Source organism: Bdellovibrio bacteriovorus (assembly GCF_001592745.1).
Lineage (GTDB): Bacteria > Bdellovibrionota > Bdellovibrionia > Bdellovibrionales > Bdellovibrionaceae > Bdellovibrio > Bdellovibrio bacteriovorus_B.
The window spans coordinates 23,540-40,637 of sequence record NZ_LUKD01000010.1 but is presented as its reverse complement, the minus strand read 5'-3'; the positions used below and the strand labels follow the sequence as shown (position 1 = coordinate 40,637).

Annotated in this window: 13 protein-coding genes, 2 tRNA genes and 3 rRNA genes; 2 read left to right on the top strand and 16 right to left on the bottom strand. The window is 46.6% G+C overall.

The annotated features are described in order from the left end of the window. Nucleotides 1–223: 223 nt before the first annotated feature. The 6 genes from rrf to AZI87_RS17885 all read right to left on the bottom strand — a co-directional run bounded on the left by rrf (nt 224) and on the right by AZI87_RS17885 (nt 6,425). A 5S ribosomal RNA gene (rrf, locus tag AZI87_RS17910) occupies nt 224–340 on the bottom strand. Nucleotides 341–616: 276 nt separating this feature from the next. Beyond that, a 23S ribosomal RNA gene (locus AZI87_RS17905) occupies nt 617–3,557 on the bottom strand. Nucleotides 3,558–3,667: 110 nt separating this feature from the next. Beyond that, nucleotides 3,668–3,744, bottom strand: a tRNA-Ile gene (locus AZI87_RS17900). 162 nt (nt 3,745–3,906) lie between these two features. Then, a 16S ribosomal RNA gene (locus AZI87_RS17895) occupies nt 3,907–5,420 on the bottom strand. The 16S, 23S and 5S rRNA genes sit together here with 2 tRNA genes alongside, the layout of an rRNA operon. A gap of 261 nt (nt 5,421–5,681) precedes the next feature. After that, a tRNA-Ala gene (locus tag AZI87_RS17890) sits at nt 5,682–5,757 on the bottom strand. 155 nt (nt 5,758–5,912) lie between these two features. Continuing rightward, on the bottom strand, nt 5,913–6,425 hold the full coding sequence (locus AZI87_RS17885; protein WP_253696994.1) for a hypothetical protein: 513 nt from the start codon (nt 6,423–6,425) through the stop codon (nt 5,913–5,915). 223 nt (nt 6,426–6,648) lie between these two features. On the opposite strand from AZI87_RS17885, the gene AZI87_RS17880 reads away from it, so the two are divergent. Beyond that, nucleotides 6,649–6,954, top strand: a complete 306-nt coding sequence (locus tag AZI87_RS17880; protein WP_063209883.1) for a cupin domain-containing protein — start codon at nt 6,649–6,651, stop codon at nt 6,952–6,954. Nucleotides 6,955–7,007: 53 nt separating this feature from the next. On the opposite strand, the gene AZI87_RS17875 is transcribed toward AZI87_RS17880, so the two are convergent. Further along, entirely contained in the window at nt 7,008–8,321 is a 1,314-nt protein-coding gene (locus tag AZI87_RS17875; RefSeq protein ID WP_063209881.1) for a replication-associated recombination protein A, read from the bottom strand. A 143-nt stretch (nt 8,322–8,464) separates the two neighbouring features. Between AZI87_RS17875 and AZI87_RS17870 the strand changes: the two genes are divergently transcribed. After that, nucleotides 8,465–8,743 (top strand): hypothetical protein, encoded by a 279-nt coding sequence (locus AZI87_RS17870; protein WP_063209879.1) that lies wholly within the window; start codon nt 8,465–8,467, stop codon nt 8,741–8,743. Nucleotides 8,744–8,949: 206 nt separating this feature from the next. Here the strand turns inward: AZI87_RS17870 and AZI87_RS17865 are convergent, their stop codons facing one another. The 9 genes from AZI87_RS17865 to AZI87_RS17825 form a co-directional block, all read right to left on the bottom strand. Then, nucleotides 8,950–9,498, bottom strand: coding sequence for a hypothetical protein (locus tag AZI87_RS17865; protein ID WP_155722621.1), 549 nt, complete (start codon nt 9,496–9,498; stop codon nt 8,950–8,952). Nucleotides 9,499–9,512: 14 nt separating this feature from the next. Then, entirely contained in the window at nt 9,513–11,645 is a 2,133-nt protein-coding gene (locus AZI87_RS17860; RefSeq protein WP_063209875.1) for a type IV pilus secretin PilQ, read from the bottom strand. Nucleotides 11,646–11,670: 25 nt separating this feature from the next. Then, nucleotides 11,671–12,399: a pilus assembly protein PilP gene (locus tag AZI87_RS17855; protein ID WP_063209873.1), complete on the bottom strand. Its 729-nt coding sequence runs from the start codon at nt 12,397–12,399 to the stop codon at nt 11,671–11,673. Further along, nucleotides 12,396–12,992 carry a type 4a pilus biogenesis protein PilO gene (pilO, locus tag AZI87_RS17850; protein WP_063209871.1) on the bottom strand — a complete coding sequence of 199 codons (597 nt, stop codon included), beginning with the start codon at nt 12,990–12,992 and terminating at the stop codon, nt 12,396–12,398. Before pilO ends, AZI87_RS17855 begins: the two co-directional genes overlap by 4 nt. Then, on the bottom strand, nt 12,989–13,588 hold the full coding sequence (locus tag AZI87_RS17845; protein ID WP_063209869.1) for a PilN domain-containing protein: 600 nt from the start codon (nt 13,586–13,588) through the stop codon (nt 12,989–12,991). The genes pilO and AZI87_RS17845 overlap by 4 nt, the downstream gene beginning before the upstream one ends. Continuing rightward, a complete protein-coding gene (gene pilM / locus AZI87_RS17840) occupies nt 13,585–14,640 on the bottom strand; it encodes a type IV pilus assembly protein PilM (RefSeq protein ID WP_063209867.1) in 1,056 nt (351 codons plus the stop codon). Before pilM ends, AZI87_RS17845 begins: the two co-directional genes overlap by 4 nt. Nucleotides 14,641–14,808: 168 nt before the next feature. Next, on the bottom strand, nt 14,809–15,597 hold the full coding sequence (locus tag AZI87_RS17835) for a prepilin peptidase (RefSeq protein WP_063209866.1): 789 nt from the start codon (nt 15,595–15,597) through the stop codon (nt 14,809–14,811). After that, nucleotides 15,590–16,360, bottom strand: a complete 771-nt coding sequence (locus tag AZI87_RS17830; RefSeq protein ID WP_063209864.1) for an ABC transporter permease — start codon at nt 16,358–16,360, stop codon at nt 15,590–15,592. The genes AZI87_RS17835 and AZI87_RS17830 overlap by 8 nt, the downstream gene beginning before the upstream one ends. Continuing rightward, nucleotides 16,353–17,096 carry an ABC transporter ATP-binding protein gene (locus AZI87_RS17825; RefSeq protein WP_063209862.1) on the bottom strand — a complete coding sequence of 248 codons (744 nt, stop codon included), beginning with the start codon at nt 17,094–17,096 and terminating at the stop codon, nt 16,353–16,355. The genes AZI87_RS17830 and AZI87_RS17825 overlap by 8 nt, the downstream gene beginning before the upstream one ends. Nucleotides 17,097–17,098 lie beyond the last annotated feature (2 nt).

Genomic DNA, 17,098 nt, shown 5'->3' with positions numbered 1-17,098 from the left:
TAACGCATCAGCTTACTGCCACGGTGGCAGTGAAACTTAGTAGGAATATCGAAAGACTGATTTAGAAATAAAAAATATTTAGCCGTATGAGAGATGCGGTTTAAAGACAATTCATAAGAAAAAAAGATGCAACTAATGACTTAGTTTTAAAAAAATCGAAGTCGCAGAAAAAAGGCAAAAAAAAACCCAGATTACTTTCGTAACCTGGGTTCAAGTAAAATAGAGCTGGCATCGTGCTACTCTCCCACACGGTCGCCCGTGCAATACCATCGCCGCAAGAGGACTTAACTTCTGAGTTCGGAATGGGATCAGGTGTGGCCCCTCTGCTATAAACACCAGCAAAGCGTTTATTAAGTCAAAGTGGAGTCGTTATAGACTCCGTTTCGTTTCTTTGCAACTTACTTCCAATCCAAATGGAGAAGTTACTTTTTTGATTTAGCAATCGAATGATTGATTTAATTGATTTTTAGCGATTTGTGGTTAGTCCCAAATCTTCATTCTCTGCTCATTGACTCATCCTTTTGGGATTCATCCAGAGAACTAGTCTCTTTCGCTCAGTCCTACATTCGTAAGAGAGTTACTATAGAGACGATATTCTTCTTAAAGAAGAAAAAATTTAAAAAAGCCTCACGACCTATTAGTACGGATCAGCTGAACGCCTCACAGCGCTTACACCTTCCGCCTATCAACCTCGTAGTCTCCAAGGAGTCTTTAGGGGGCCGAAGCCCCAGTGAGATCTAATCTCGCAGTTTGCTTCCCGCTTAGATGCTTTCAGCGGTTATCAATTCCGAACATAGCTACCCTGCATTGCCGCTGGCGCGACAACAGGAACACCAGAGGTTCGTCCATCCCGGTCCTCTCGTACTAAGGACAGGTCTGCTCAAATCTCATACGCCCACAGAAGATAAGGACCAAACTGTCTCACGACGTTCTGAACCCAGCTCGCGTACCACTTTAATTAGCGAACAGCTAAACCCTTGGGACCTGCTCCAGCCCCAGGATGTGATGAGCCGACATCGAGGTGCCAAACTCCATCGTCGATATGGACTCTTGGATGGAATAAGCCTGTTATCCCCGGAGTACCTTTTATCCGTTGAGCGATGGCCCTTCCACGCGGGACCACCGGATCACTTTGGCCTGCTTTCGCACCTGCTCGACTTGTAGGTCTCGCAGTCAAGCCCCCTTATGCCAATGCACTCGACGCCTGGTTTCCAATCAGGCTGAGGGGACCATCGCGCGCCTCCGTTACTTTTTGGGAGGCGACCGCCCCAGTCAAACTGCCCACCAGACAGTGTCCCTCTCCTCGTTTCGAGGAGCAGGTTAGATTTCAAAGTTGCCAAGGGTGGTATTTCAAGGTTGACTCCACCAGAGCTAGCGCCCTGGCTTCAAAGTCTCCCACCTATCCTACACATGCCAACTCTAAAATCACTGCCAAGCTACAGTAAAGGTTCACGGGGTCTTTCCGTCTTTCTGCGGGTACTCGGCATTTTCACCGAGAATTCAATTTCGCGAGGCATTTGGTTGAGACACCGGAGAAGTCGTTACGCCATTCGTGCAGGTCGGAACTTACCCGACAAGGAATTTCGCTACCTTAGGACCGTTATAGTTACGGCCGCCGTTTACTGGGGCTTCAATTCTCAGCTTCGCTTACGCTAACTAATCCTTTTAACCTTCCAGCACCGGGCAGGCGTCAGTATGTATACGTCGTCTTGTGACTTTGCACATACCTGTGTTTTTGATAAACAGTCGCTACTCCCATTTCTCTGCGACCTGAAAAAGCTTGGGGAGCAAGTCCTTACACTCTCTCAGGCACACCTTTTCCCGAAGTTACGGTGTTAAGTTGCCGAGTTCCTTAACCAAAATTCACCCCATCGCCTTAGGATATTCACCCCACTCACCTGAGTCGGTTTACGGTACGAGCTAACTAAGCTAAATTTACGAAACTTTTCTTGGATGCATGGCTTTTCACACTTCCGGGACAAAGTCCCTCGCATTCACACCTCAGAGTTACGACCAGCGGATTTGCCTACTGATCCTCCTACATGCTTACACCTCAATCCAATAAGAGGCTGTGATATCCTACACCGTCATTCCTTAAACACACTTAGCTAGGTAACGGAATATTAACCGTTTTGCCATCGACTACGCCATTTGGCCTCGTCTTAGGACTCGACTAACCCTGGGAGGATTATCCTTGCCCAGGAATCCTTGAGTTTTCGGCGCCCGGGTTTTTCACCCGAGTTCAACGCTACTTATGTCAGCATGATCACTTCTAGTTCGTCCAGCTGTCCTACCGGTCAACCTTCATCCTACACTAGAACGCTCCCCTACCACTAAAATATAAAATATCTTAATCCAAAGCTTCGGTAACACGCTTAGCCCCGTTGTATCTTCCGCGCAGAGTCACTAGACTAGTGAGCTATTACGCTTTCTTTAAAGGATTGCTGCTTCTAAGCCAACCTCCTAGTTGTCAAAGTAACTCCACAACGTTCTCCACTGAGCGTGCATTTAGGGACCTTAGCTGTTGGTCTGGGCTCTTTCCCTCTCGACTCATGACCTTATCACCCTGAGTCTGCCTGCTGAGGAACATATCTGTGGCATTCGGAGTTTATTTGGGTTTGGTAATCCGGTAAAGACCCCTAGCCCATTCAGTGCTCTACCTCCACGATACTTTTTACTCAACGCTATACCTAAATATATTTCGGGGAGAACCAGCTATCACCCAGTTTGATTGGCCTTTCACCCCTAATCACAGATCATCAAAAGAGTTTTCAACCTCAACTTGTTCGGTCCTCCACGAGGTGTTACCCTCGCTTCAACCTGTCCATGATTAGATCACCGGGTTTCGGGTCTATGCCTGCATACTAAATCGCCCTATTCAGACTCGCTTTCGCTACGGCTCCACCTGCAACGGCTTAACCTCGCATGCAAACATAACTCGCTGACTCATTATGCAAAAGGTACGCTATCGCCCATATAAAGGGCTCTAACTGCTTGTAGACTTACGGTTTCAGGTTCTATTTCACTCCCCTCTCGGGGTTCTTTTCACCTTTCCCTCACGGTACTTGTCCTCTATCGGTCACTAAGGAATATTTAGCCTTAGGAGGTGGTCCTCCTGGATTCCCACGAGATTTCACGTGTCTCGTGGTACTCGGGATGCCGCTAGGGCCATTGAAGTTTTCAATTACGGGGCTATCACCCTGTTTCGCCAGACTTTCCAGACTGTTCTTCTAACTTCTCCGGTCCCACATTGCGGTCCCACGACCCCTTATTCAAATTAATGAACAAGGTTTAGGCTGTTACCCGTTCGCTCGCCACTACTAGGGTAATCTCGGATTTGATTTCTCTTCCTGAGGGTACTGAGATGTTTCACTTCCCCTCGTTCGCTTCTTACACCTATGTATTCAGTGAAAGATACCATAAATGGTGAGTTTCCTCATTCGGACATCTCCGGATCAAAGTGTGTGTGCCACTCCCCGAAGCTTATCGCAGCTTACCACGTCCTTCATCGCTTCTTAGTGCCAAGGCATCCACCGTAAGCCCTTTGTAGCTTAAAAAAATGGAACTAACCTCGCTAAAAATCAACTAAATCAATCTATTCAATTGTCAAAGAACGAAAATCGTTCAGCAAAAACTCTTCTCACACCAACAGTCCAACTCAATTAGTTGGTGGGCCAGGGAAGACTCGAACTTCCGACCCCACGCTTATCAAGCGTGTGCTCTAACCAACTGAGCTACTGGCCCTTGTTAGATGCGAGGTAAAGAGCTTTCACTCTTTCAAAACTAAATAGCTAGATAAGATTTTTGGGACTCACCCACTCGGGAAGAGTGAGTTGACCTAAGATTGGGTCATTTTAACTTACTCGAGAACAAGTCCCGAGTGAAGATTGACCGGATAATCCTTAGAAAGGAGGTGATCCAGCCGCAGGTTCCCCTACGGCTACCTTGTTACGACTTCACCCCAATCATCGACCATACCTTGGGCGCCTGCCTCCTTGCGGTTAGCGCAGCGACTTCTGGTACAGCCGACTTTCATGGTGTGACGGGCGGTGTGTACAAGGCCCGGGAACGTATTCACCGCGGCATTCTGATCCGCGATTACTAGCGATTCCAACTTCATGATCTCGAGTTGCAGAGATCAATCTGAACTTAGATGGCTTTTCTCCGATTTGCTCCACCTTGCGGCTTCGCTTCAGTTTGTGACCACCATTGTAGCACGTGTGTAGCCCTAGGCATAAGGGCCATGAGGACTTGACGTCATCCCCACCTTCCTCCGGTTTAACACCGGCAGTCCATTTAGAGTGCCCAACTGAATGCTGGCAACTAAATGCAGGGGTTGCGCTCGTTGCGGGACTTAACCCAACATCTCACGACACGAGCTGACGACAGCCATGCAGCACCTGTGTACCGGCCCTTGCGGGCGACGACGTTTCCGCCAATCTTCCAGTACATGTCAAGCCTAGGTAAGGTTCTTCGCGTTGCATCGAATTAAACCACATGCTCCACCGCTTGTGCGGGCCCCCGTCAATTTCTTTGAGTTTTAATCTTGCGACCGTACTCCCCAGGCGGGATACTTAACGCGTTAGCTTCGTCACTGAAGGGGTCAATACCTCCAACAACAAGTATCCATCGTTTACGGCGTGGACTACCAGGGTATCTAATCCTGTTTGATCCCCACGCTTTCGGGTCTGAGTGTCAGTGTCTAGCCAGTTACCCGCCTTCGCCACCGGTATTCCTCTTGATATCTACGTATTTCACCACTACACCAAGAATTCTAGTAACCTCTCTAGCACTCAAGCTTCGCAGTATCAAATGCACTTCCAGGGTTGAGCCCTGGGCTTTCACATCTGACTTACAAAGCCACCTACACCCGCTTTACGCCCAATGATTCCGAACAACGCTAGGATCCCTCGTCTTACCGCGGCTGCTGGCACGAAGTTAGCCGATCCTTTCTTACAGGGTACATTCATTGTGTTATTCCCCTGCGACAGAGCTTTACGACCCGAAGGCCTTCATCACTCACGCGGCGTCGCTGCATCAGAGTTTCCTCCATTGTGCAATATTCCCTACTGCTGCCTCCCGTAGGAGTCTGGACCGTGTCTCAGTTCCAGTGTGACTGATCATCCTCTCAGACCAGTTAAAGATCGTTGCCTTGGTGAGCCATTACCTCACCAACTAGCTAATCTTACGCGGACTCATCTTGAAGCGAAAAACCTTTGACCCCTTGAACCTCAGTTCTTGTGGTCTTATGCGGTATTAGCTAATCTTTCGACTAGTTATCCCCCTCTTCAAGGCAGATTATCCACGCGTTACTCACCCGTGCGCCACTAGTACTCATATTGCTACTTTCCCCGTTCGACTTGCATGTATTAGGCACGCCGCCAGCGTTTGTTCTGAGCCAGAATCAAACTCTCCAGTTATAATTCTGTTCTCAACCAAACAACTAGCTTACGCTGTGTTTGTTCGAATTTATTTTTGAAATTGTGAATATTAATTACTTAATATTCTAAGAGCCCAAAAATCTATCATTCTAGCTATTCAGTTTTCAAAGAGCGAAAATTCTTAATTCAAAGCTTCGTTACCGAAGCGCGAGGAACCAATCTTAATGATTTTTTTGTCCCCGTCAATGTTCTTTCTTTATTTTTTTCGGTCCGAGACGAACGTCATGAAATAAAGAAAATTGGTGGAGGCAACAGGGATCGAACCTGCGACCTTCTGAATGCAAATCAGATGCTCTCCCAGCTGAGCTATGCCCCCGAACAAAGTGGAGCTGTTTTCTCGTAACGGCCCCAAAAGGTCAATAGCTTTTTTTCGAAAATTTAATTCCGCGGTCGAAGTTGCCTAATAAGTAAACCGAGGTCTCTGCCTCGGTTTTTAGCAACTTTGATTTAAGTGTCTGATTTTACGTAAAATTAAGCGCTGGCTTTGAATTTTGACGCGATAAGTCTGTTTAGCCATAATCTTTCTGTGGTTAGATCGAAACCGACCTTTTCTCCACCAGAAACAATAGCCATGTAGACCTTTTTTAGGATCTCAACCTCGTGATCAAGACCATTATCAGCCCCTAGAGACTCTTCGATAGCATCAAAAACGCTTACTAAATCAGGTGTCGTCACCACTTTAGGGATGCGGCCCATGTCCAAACCTAAAGTTTCAAGAGGTTTAAAGCCTACAAGCGTTTCCGTCAGAAGAACTTTCGTTCCATTCTTAAAGTTCACTTGCACGAACGGCTTACCTTCTGAGTCTGCACGATGAAGGACTTCGTTTACATCTTGAGAATTAAAACTGAATAGTTTTCCGTCTAGGTCCTGACGAATTTGAACTCGTCCTGACTCGTTGATCTTTGCACGAAGACCCTTCGATGCATCGACAAAATTCAAGATGTGATCTAATTCAGCATGTGTCGATTTAGATTTAATGCTCAAAATACCCCTCCCCTAAATACAGGGTGTCCCTCTCTTACATGTTAGGTATCGACAATCCACAAAAGGACTTAACGAGAAAACACAAAAAGATGATAAACAGGTCCCTTATCCTGTCGCAATTTGAACAAAGTTTCGTGATAGTGTTTCATCAAGAGATTCAGCGGCACCGTGACTTGTTTTCGCTGTGCCGATTTGAGATAAAGGGATTCGAAAGAGGCAACTTATGATCATCACACGCTGGCAAGCTCCGATCGTTCCAAGCAAAGAACAGGTTCATATGATTCTTGAATCAGAAGGCTTGGAACCTTACGACGAAGTTTACGAGCCGCAAATGAAAGTGCAGGATCATCGCCATCCGTTCGCAGAAGTTCGTGTTATTGTTTCTGGAGAAATGATCTTTAATATCTCTGGAAATCAGTTTGTTCTTCGCCCTGGCGATCGTGTGGAAATTCCTGCCAACACAAAGCACTCGCACACCGCTCAAGGTGCGCAGGGTTGCATCTGTGTTTGCGCGCAAAGAGCTATATAGACTTCGCAAGCTCCGAAAATAAAAAAAGAGAAAGGTGATCCCTTTCTCTTTTTTTATTTCTCAGGCTTTTGACCTTTCATCCAATTTAGATAATCTCGGATATTTTTTTCGAAGCCCCTATTTGTCGGCTCATAGAGTGGTTCTGTCTCTAGCTCTTCAGGCAGATAGTTTTGCTCTACCCAACCCGTTGGATAATTGTGGGGATATCTATAGTCACGGCCGTAGCCTAAGTCTTTAGCTAGAGCCGTTTTTGCAGATCTTAGATGAAGAGGCACTGGTTGAGTGCGGGTTTTTTCCACTAAGGCGCGGGCGTTATTTAGCGCCATATAAGAAGCGTTGGATTTCGGGCAACAAGCTAGATAAGTCGTTACCTGCGAAAGAGTGATAGCCCCTTCGGGAAGACCAATAGCCTCTACGGCCTGCAAACCAGAAACAGCTACAGAGATTGCGCGGGGATCGGCGTTTCCGATATCTTCAGAGGCAAGGATGATCAGACGACGGGCGATAAAGATAGGATCTTCTCCGCCGTCAATCATGCGAGCTAAATAGTAAACGGCGGCGTCAGGATCACTTCCGCGCACACTTTTAATGAAAGCAGAGATAAGATCATAGTGCATCTCGGAGCTTTTGTCGTAACCCAAGGGATTTTGTTGCAAAAGCTCGCGCATGTCATTGACGTCGAGGCGCTCCCCGTCTTCTTGATCCTTTGTAAAGTTATAAAGGATTTCAAGACTGTTGATGAGGCGACGGGCATCTCCGTCGGAGTACTCTAAAAGATTGTTGATAGCTTCTTTGGTAAGAATGCGCTCTAAAGGCTTTTTATAATGAGATTCGGCGCGCAGAACGATTTTACTTAAGTCCTCTTCTGAAAGACGTTCGAAAACGACGACACGACAGCGACTTAAAAGGGCTCGATTTAACTCGTAGCTGGGATTTTCCGTTGTCGCTCCGACTAAGACCAAATCGCCTTTTTCCACGAAAGGCAAAAGGACGTCTTGTTGGGCTTTATTAAAACGGTGAATCTCGTCAACAAAAAGAACGGTTTTTTGCTGGAACTGCAATCGGCGATCGCGGCCCTTTTCTCCCACTTCACGTAAAACTTTTGCGCCTGCATCGACCGCATTGATATTTTCGAAATGCGCATTGAAATGTTGAGACAGCGCCAACGCGAAAGTCGTTTTACCCGTTCCCGGAGGCCCCCAAATAATAAGGCTAGGTAGATATCCTTTTCGCAACATTTGGCCCAGCTTCGATTTGGGTCCCAATGTTTTATCTTGGCCGATAATTTCATCTAGATTCTTTGGGCGAAGAATCTCAGAAAGCGGAGATGAACTTAAAGCGGCGTTGGAAGAAGAAAAAAGATCCATGCCCTTGTCCTAAACCATTTGCCCGCAGAAAGCACTGAAAGATTGTGTGACTTTTGGGAACTGCTAGCTAACACGCTGACATTGCAGGAGTTTGTGTTGCCGACGCAAAGTGGTGCTTGTTCACTGAATGCATGGAGGAGCAGATGCAAAAGTCTTTAATTATTGTGGCGGGGGTTGCCATGCTGATTGGTGGGTCGGTCGCGGCTTATCAAGCGGTGGCGCAAAATCAGAATATTGGTATTAAAGCTAATGGCGCTTTTTCGGATGGAACACTTGTGGAGACGGTTTCCGTGGTTGTCACCGGTTCAAGTACAACCGCTTATCTCTATCAAGTTAAGCAGACTGATGGGACTGTTTGCTATGGAATATCTGGGGTTTCGGGCACTGTCATTTCGGCCCCGCAGATTTCCTGCGTAAAATAAATTGTGGGCAACCCAAAGCGAGTCAAAAATAATTGAATATCTATTACTCGACCTGTTGGCAGCGCAGAATAGCACCTCGGTTAAGCCAGCTTTTTAAGGAGAAACGCTAGAGAATAGGCGGCTTTGAGTTTTTTCTCACTTGAAGGAGCATTCAAAAAAACAAAAACCCCGGCGCTGCCAGGGCTTGTACATTAAAAACTTAGAACCTAGTAACTTTGGATTGTGATTGGTGTTTGAACTTTCACCGGAGTTTCATCTTGGTTGGCATCGCGCTCTAAACCAAAGACTTCCATAGTACCAGTCGCCACAAACTGATTAGTGGCGTTGATTCCACCGCAATACATAGGACACGTTGTTGCATAGGACACTTCACCAATCGGTACAGCCGCTTCTTTTGTAGCACTCGCAAACCAGTTCGCGCGAAGAGCTGCAAGTTGGTCACCACCATATTCGCAAGTTACTGGAGTCGCACTGCCCGGAATCTGAATAGATACGCGGATGAACGCAATGATTAAAGTTTTGCTAGTGTCTTTGCGGTTGAACGTGATCGTTGGCACTTTGAAGTAGCTGGCAGAAATGTCTGCTGTTGCAACGTCGTCGCCCGCGTTTTCTTGAGCCAAACAGCTGATCGCGGTGGCCGGAATCAAAGGAAGTGGCGAGGATGTGATAGACACTTCCACATTGCCATCATCCTGAGAACAAGCTACGAGGTTCGCGCTCATTAGAAGGAGCAAAACGTACATTATTTTCTTCATACGCGTTCCTTTTTTTAGAAGTCTTGAGTTTGCGGACCTGAGGAATCAACTGCCCCAATGATTCTTGGAGTTAAGAATACCAAAAGTTCCGTCTTATCTTTTCTCACGTTCTTCACTTTAAACAGGGAGCCGATGTAAGGGACTTCCCGTAGCCAAGGAACACCTTGTTCCCCGTCTGTGGCATCACTCTGATAGATACCACCGATAACTGCGGTCTGACCGTTTTTCACAAGAACGCGAGTGTTGGCTTCACGACTGTTCACCGCAAAAGCCCCTTGGCCCGCACCGCTCGTGTCAGCACCTTGGAACTGTCTATTCACGTTCACTTTCATTATAACAGAACCGTCGGCTGTCACCTGAGGAGTGACCTCAAGTTTCATTGTTAACGGTTTGAACTGGAACGTTTCCTGAGTCGCTGTCCCGTTTTGAGTCACTTGACGGACCGGCACCTCTGTCGTCTGAGTGATGTCGGCTTTTTCATTCGTCATTGTCATAATTCTTGGAGCAGAGATAACTTTTACCTGCTCTTCAGTTTCAGACAAAGACAACGCCGCTTGCAAAGTACCGAAGACATCTAAAGTACCCACACTTAGATTTAAGTTGAAGTTTCCTGGAGTGCTCGCTGTCGGGTTCACGCTGAAACTTGGATTCATATTCACCGGACCACGAGATGTGGATCCCAACTTAATAGGTGAACCTGTCGCTCCCCAGTTCACACCGATGTTACGTGTGAAGCTTTCTTTGGCTTCGACGATTTTACCTTCGACAAGGACTTGCGGAGGTTGAGTGTCTAAGCTTGCAATCAATTTTGCCGCACGCTCTAAATTCTCTTCGATATCTGTCACCACCAAAGCATTCGTACGAACATCGCCCACCACGCGGCCACGGTCGCCCAAGAAATCTTTGATTTTCTTTTCCAGCTCATCCACACGAGCGTAGCTCACCGGGAACATGCGAACTTTTAATGGTTCGATGTTTTTGCGAGCTTGAGCCAGTTTATTGGCATCATCTTCTTCCGCTCTTAAATCTTGCAAAGGAGCGATACGCAAAACATTGCCCTGGCGAGTGTAGCCAAGTTTTTTTGCTTTCATGATCACAACCAAAGCTTGATCCCAAGGAACTTGGCGAAGTTTCAGGCTGATATTGCCTTTCACGTCTTCGGAAAGAACCATGTTCACGCCACTTTCTTCAGTGATGAAGTTTAAAGCGTCGCGAATATCCATATTGTTTGTTTCGATCGAAATCTTTTTACCGTAGAACTGAGTGTTTCCAGCTAGGAATTCTTGCAAATTTTGGCTTGGAAGAATTTGTTGTTCTTGTACCGGAGCCGCTTCAGCCACACTCGTATCGCCAGTGCTGTTAGCCACGATCAATAGAGCGTTACCTTCAGATTGAACTGTTGGCTCTGAAACGCCTTCACGAAGTTGAATTACAAAGCGAGCTGTTGATGAGCCTGGATTTTGATAAGCATCAATAGCTCCTACGCTGCCTTTGATATCGCGAGTGTTCAATGAACGCTTCAAACGATCTGGCAAAGTGGCGTTGTCGACTTCGATAATGAACTGACGCAAGTCCGGGTTCGTACGAGTTGTGTACGTCAAAGGCTTGTTGGCATTCACAATCACAGTTCCACCCGTCTCGTTGGATTTGAACTGAAGGTCCGTGATCATTGCCGGTTCACCGTTGTTCGCGACTTGCGGAGCCGACTCTTCAACTGGAGTCGGAATTGTCTCTGTCACCGTTGATTCTGCAGGCACATCTGGTGCTGGAGCAGGTTCAGGAGCTGGCGTTGGCGCATCCGCGACGGTTGTATCGGCGAAAGGATCTTCTGTTGGCGAAGTCTCTTCTGGAGCTGGTGTCGGAGGAATAGTTTCCGCCTGCTGAGGAACATCGCTCGACTGATTGACTTCTTCTTCAATCGCTAGATCCTGATCACCTTCTGGTGCGGGAGCGGCCTCTGCCTGCTGCTGTGAACCGGAATCTTCAAATTCGGCGAAATCATCTTGCGCACCGGAATCAGCCGGCGCTACTTCCGCAGACTCAGCACCGTCCAAAGACAAATCATCGTCTTCCACCGGGCGACTTGCACAAGAGGTCAAAGATGCAATCATTGCACTTAGGATTAATAATCTAATGAATCCTTTCATTAGCTCCTCCTTAAGGTATTAAAAACTATTTTCTCAACTCTAACACGCGAGGCTCTTTGATGGATTTCCCGTCGTCGTATCTTGTTTCGATGACGACCACTTCACCCTCGCGGATCGCCGCTACAAATCCTTCGTTTCGGCCAATTTTAGAGTTCTTAGTTACAGTAAACACAGCTCCATCTGGATCACGAACCATGGCTCTTGGAGTTGTCACGTCCCACAAAATACCGACGATTTGCAGTCGATCAATTTCCCAACGCTGCAAGGGCTCTAAGACTTCGGCCGCGGCTTTACCCGCGTCTGTGACCGTTGGCCGAATCGTTCTAAATGGTTTGAACGGGTCTCTTTTCCCTGTTGGGTCGTAGGAATATCCATCACCTGGAAGAATATTTGAATTTTGCGGAGCCGGCGCCGTTGCTCCATCACCAAACTGAGTTTCCATTGGTGGAGGGGGAACATTAGGTTGCCCGGGTGGCGGTACTTGCGCCGCTGGAGGATCCATGGGAGGCGTTCCCGCCGATGGCGCACCCGCCGGAGGACTTCCCGCAGGAGGTGTTACCGGTTTCGGTGTTCCCCCGGTCGGAGGAACTTGGGTCGCTTCCACTTCTTTTAAAAATTCAGGTGGAAGATCCCCTGCCGAAGGAGCTTCTTGTGATTGCGCAGGCGTGATGAAACGCACACTGACAGCAAATGCCAGCCAAAGTCCAATCGCCGCAACTAAAATGTAAGATACAATCCATCTTACAGACTTCACTTGGGAGTCTCCGTACCTTCAGGTTTCTTGGTTTCAGGAGCCAGCTTATAACCGACAACCTGACCTTCAAATTTCAACTTACCGCCCGTTACCGGCTCCGGTCTTGTTACCACCACATTTTTCACACGTGACATACGCTCTGCATTCGAAACGATGAATGCGAACTGCGCTAATTCGGCATAAGTTCCCTCTAAGGTCACGTCCACAGGAACTTCTTCAACGACTTCTTTCTTCACGTTTTCCGCAGGCTTTTTCGCCTTCACACTTACGCCCGAATTACGAGCGAAATCATCAATGGCTTTATTGATGTCGATGGAAAACAACGCCGAAGGAAGACGACGAGAGATTTCTTGATACTTTTGGCTAAGCTGCCCGACTTTTTCTTGCATCTCTTGCACTTGCTTTAAAGTCGCGTCGGTATCTTTCTTTTTATTTTCTTCTTCCTGCAGTTGCTGAGTCACGCTGGCGATTTGAGCATCAATAGCCGAGCCGTCATCATAGAGTGCGTACCAGTAAAACCCTGTCAGCGCTAAACCGATGAACAGAATCTTACTGACTTGTTGAGCTGCGAGAGTTTCAAAAAACTTATTCATTCGGGTCTCTCCAACAAGCAGCTGATTTCAAACTTCTTAAGGACCGAACCGTCTTGAGTGACTTCGCTGGAACTGACAAGATTAACGTCCATTAAAAACACGCTTTTAGTTAACGCTTCTAAGAAAGCTGAAACTTCAAAATCGCTAAGGGCGAGACCTTGAATATTCACACGATCCGGATTGATCTGCACGCGTGTCAGCCAGGCTTTTTCAGGAATCACAGACTGCAAAAGGTCCAAGACACGCACTTCTCTTTGACGATCTTTTGCCAGTTTTTCCAATGCAGAAATACGCGCAGCCATCAAAGCTTCATCTTCTTTAAACTTCTTGATCTCAGCAACTGAAGCGGCCTGACGGGAGTTATAACTTTGCAGTTCGCTTAAAACTTGAGTTTTAGCATTGAGATCAGCAATCTTTCCCGGGATGTTCTGGTTTTCATAAATATATAAAGCTGCCGGTCCCACCAAAAGAAGAACCAGACGCTTTAACGCTTCCTTACGGGCTTCATCTGGAGAAACAAAGCCGTCGGAAGAAATCCCTAAAGAAGCGCCTACCGAAGGACTGACTGTGGATGTGGCAAGATTAATTTTAATCATGTCGCATCCCCCACTTCACGCAGTGCCAAGCCCGTCACAACCGCCGCAAAAGAGCTGATTTGTTCCAAGTATTCTGGCGAGAACTTTTTAGGATTGGCTTTGACACGCAAGAACGGATTGAACGGTTCCATTAGAATGCCGGTCACGCGAGAAACAGTTTCTGTCAGACCTGAGGTCGCAGAACTTCCCCCCGTGTAGAAACAACGGTTCAAAACCAGACCATTTGTCGTCGCGCTCAAGAAATCCAAACTGCTGCGAATCTCTTCGGTCACTGCCTCATTTGTTGCACTGATGATAGAGTGAACTTCATCGGGAACTTCACGGCGTGAAATTGCACTTAGCTTCAATGCTTCGGCTTCAGCCACCGTCACACCCATCGCTTTATGGATTTCGTTTGTGTAGTTCGCGCCACCAACAGGGATATCACGGCAGAAAATCACTTCGCCATTTTGAACCACGACGAAGTTCGTGATGGCGGCTCCGAAATTCAGAAGACCAATCACTTCGCCAGGAATTTTTCCGTAGTTCAATTCAAAGGCATTTGCGAGAGCAAAACCGCTCACATCTAAAACGCCACAGTTAAGCCCGCTGATCTCAATAACTTGAGTGTATTGAGTGACGAGTTCGTTCTGGGCCGCGATCAACAAGATATCCATCGTATCTGGAGAGCTACTGCCAGTGAGAATGTGATGGGCTAAGCTGATGTTGTTGATATCAAAAGGAATGTACTGTTCGGCTTCGAAGCGAATCTGATCTTTAATGAGCTTCTTATCCATGCGCGGGATCGTGATTTTTTTTACGATCACCGCCGTTCCCCACATCGCTGTCGCTAAACTTTTGCGTTTGGATTTAACTTCATTTACTAAGGATTGAATCGCTACACCGACGGAGCCGATGTCCACGATTTCTCCACCGGATACGGCGTTCGGAGGAGTTGGTGCGAAACCAAAAGAAAGCAGTTGGGCTCCTTTGCCATTGAAGTCCATTTCAGCAAGCTTGATGGAACTCGTTCCGATATCGAGTCCGATAACTTTCTTTGACTTAAAAAACATGCTTACGCTGCTTCCCCAGTTGTATCTACCAGATGTATTTTCAAAGACTTACGTCCTTTAGACACAAGTCCTAAATAATAAAATTATTTCTGGTTGAAACGTGAATGTCAAATAAGGGGTCTAGCAAATCAGATGAATATGAGCTTATAGTCCTAAGTCTAGCCGAAGCTAGACTCCGGGCAAGAACAGGTCAAAGTACCAAAGAGCGATAGTCTCTCCGCCGAAAAGATAGAAAATCGCTCCTAAAGCTAGATAAGGACCGAAAGGAATCACCGTCTTTAGTCCAGCTTTCTGTTTTCTGGACATGATAATACCAATGACACTTCCGACGATGGCGGATGACATGATCACAAAGGGAATGGCCTTCCATCCTAAGAGCGCACCAATCCAGGCAAGAAGTTTGATATCTCCTCCACCCATACCTTCGTTTTTTGTGAGCAAGTAGTAAACGTAAGCCATACCCCACAAAAATCCGCCCCCCATGAGAACACCCAAAAAAGCGTCCATAAATTCACGGTGAGGATTTAAAGCGGCTCCAACCAAACCAATAACAATACCCGAAAGAGTGAACTCATCGGGCAAAATCATATGGTCAAAATCAATGAAGGTACAAACCACAAGGCCGAAGATAAAAATTAAGTATTCAAGGAGAGACCATGAAAAGCCTACGTAGTGGTAACTGAGAGCAAACAGCGAGGCCATGATGATTTCTACTAGCGGATAGCGGAAAGAGAATTTGGCACCACAGTTACGGCAACGACCGCGCAAAACAAACCAGCTAAGAATTGGAATATTGTCGTACCATTTGATTTGCTTTTTGCAGCTGTAACAATAACTGCGAGGCTTAACGACACTTTCCTCTTTAGGAAGACGATAGATGACAACGTTACCGAAGCTTCCGAAAATAGCACCCAGAATAAAGAAGACGATAAGAAAGAAAACGTCCTGATCAAACAATGTCTTTTCTCCTGAAGAAGAAATTCGTAATTAAAACTAATAAAAGGGCCCATCCCGTCATGTGCGCGACCATCCATAGAACGTTTTGCGCAGGGATACCGTTTTCCAGGAAGTAAAAAGACTTCCAGTTCATGCGATAAAAATTGGGAGTAATCCAGTGGAAAACCTGAACTGCTTGGATGAACAACGCCTCTTTGCTTTTTTCAGCAAAGAACGATAGATCGCCCAGCCAATGTCCTAAAAGAAACACCATCACTCCGGCACCCAGCGCCAGTACCGGACGAACAATAAGACTGAAACAAATGACCAGACAAAGAATGATGGCACTTTCAAACCATAAGCTAAGGCAGATGATGGCGTAAGTTCCTAAGACTTCCGGTGTTTTCCAAAGACCTAACAAAACACACAAAAGCAAAGCCAAGGCACTGATCAAAAGGGTATTTAAAGCCAGAACGCCAAAAAGTTTTCCCAAGATAAATTGATCACGACTGACGGGACGAGAAAGTATTAATAAACAGGTTTGTTTTTCGATTTCTTTCGCAAGTAGATAAGAACCTGAAAAAAGAGAGACACCCAAGGCCGCTATTTGAATCGCCAGGAAACCAAAATCAGTCAGAATTTTCTGTTGTTCCGCGAAAGACAAAGCTCCTAAGAGAAAACTGAGTGCCAGCAATGCGACGGCAATAAGGACCACCACCAAGAACACACGCTCTCGCAGCATTTCTCTTAAAGTGGTTCGCGCTAAAGCCCACACCTTAGCCATGAGCTTCCTCCTTGCCTTTTAATACAGAGAACGCACGCTCAAGACTTTGGAATTCAGACATAAAGGAGCTTAGAACACCGTCATACAGAATTTGCCCCCGATTGATGACAACAAGATGAGTGCAAAGTTCTTCCATATCCTGAAGTAAGTGACTGCTAAAGAAAAGAGTGACTCCGCGTTTTTGTTCTTCACGCAAAATATCCTTCACCATAGCACGACCATCAGGGTCTAAGCCCGACATGGGTTCATCTAGAATAAGTAGCTCGGGACGAGTTAGAATTGCCTGCGCAATTCCGATTCTTTGCAACATCCCCTTTGAGTACGTGCGTAGGCGGCGGTCCTTAGCCTCCATTAAATCGACTTTTTTTAAAGCTTCGTGAGCACGCTCGTAGAAGTCTTTAAGTGACGAACCATAACAAAGATTCCAATGGAGCTTTAAAAACTCCATGCCCGTAAGAAATTCATAAAGATAGGGACGCTCTGGCAAATAACCAATGCGGGTCTTGCTTTCGCTGCTTAAAGGCTTACCGAAAAATAGAATCTCGCCGCTGTCCGGGCGAATGAAATCAAAGATGCATTTGATGGAAGTGGTCTTACCCGACCCGTTGCTGCCAACAAAACCAGAAGTTTGTCCTTCGGGCAAAGAGAAGCTCACGTCACGAAGAACGTGGCGATCTTTTTCAAAAAGACCGCCTTTAAACGTCTTATTTAGCTTACGAACTGTAAGTACCGACATGA

Bases quoted from the DNA above. Each gene is read 5' to 3' on its own strand.
- AZI87_RS17880 (WP_063209883.1), top strand. From the start codon at position 6,649: ATGATCATCACACGCTGGCAAGCTCCGATCGTTCCAAGCAAAGAACAG.
- AZI87_RS17875 (WP_063209881.1), bottom strand. From the start codon at position 8,321: ATGGATCTTTTTTCTTCTTCCAACGCCGCTTTAAGTTCATCTCCGCTT.
- AZI87_RS17870 (WP_063209879.1), top strand. From the start codon at position 8,465: ATGCAAAAGTCTTTAATTATTGTGGCGGGGGTTGCCATGCTGATTGGT.
- AZI87_RS17865 (WP_155722621.1), bottom strand. From the start codon at position 9,498: ATGAAGAAAATAATGTACGTTTTGCTCCTTCTAATGAGCGCGAACCTC.
- AZI87_RS17860 (WP_063209875.1), bottom strand. From the start codon at position 11,645: ATGAAAGGATTCATTAGATTATTAATCCTAAGTGCAATGATTGCATCT.
- pilO (WP_063209871.1), bottom strand. From the start codon at position 12,992: ATGAATAAGTTTTTTGAAACTCTCGCAGCTCAACAAGTCAGTAAGATT.
- AZI87_RS17845 (WP_063209869.1), bottom strand. From the start codon at position 13,588: ATGATTAAAATTAATCTTGCCACATCCACAGTCAGTCCTTCGGTAGGC.
- pilM (WP_063209867.1), bottom strand. From the start codon at position 14,640: ATGTTTTTTAAGTCAAAGAAAGTTATCGGACTCGATATCGGAACGAGT.
- AZI87_RS17830 (WP_063209864.1), bottom strand. From the start codon at position 16,360: ATGGCTAAGGTGTGGGCTTTAGCGCGAACCACTTTAAGAGAAATGCTG.
- AZI87_RS17825 (WP_063209862.1), bottom strand. From the start codon at position 17,096: ATGTCGGTACTTACAGTTCGTAAGCTAAATAAGACGTTTAAAGGCGGT.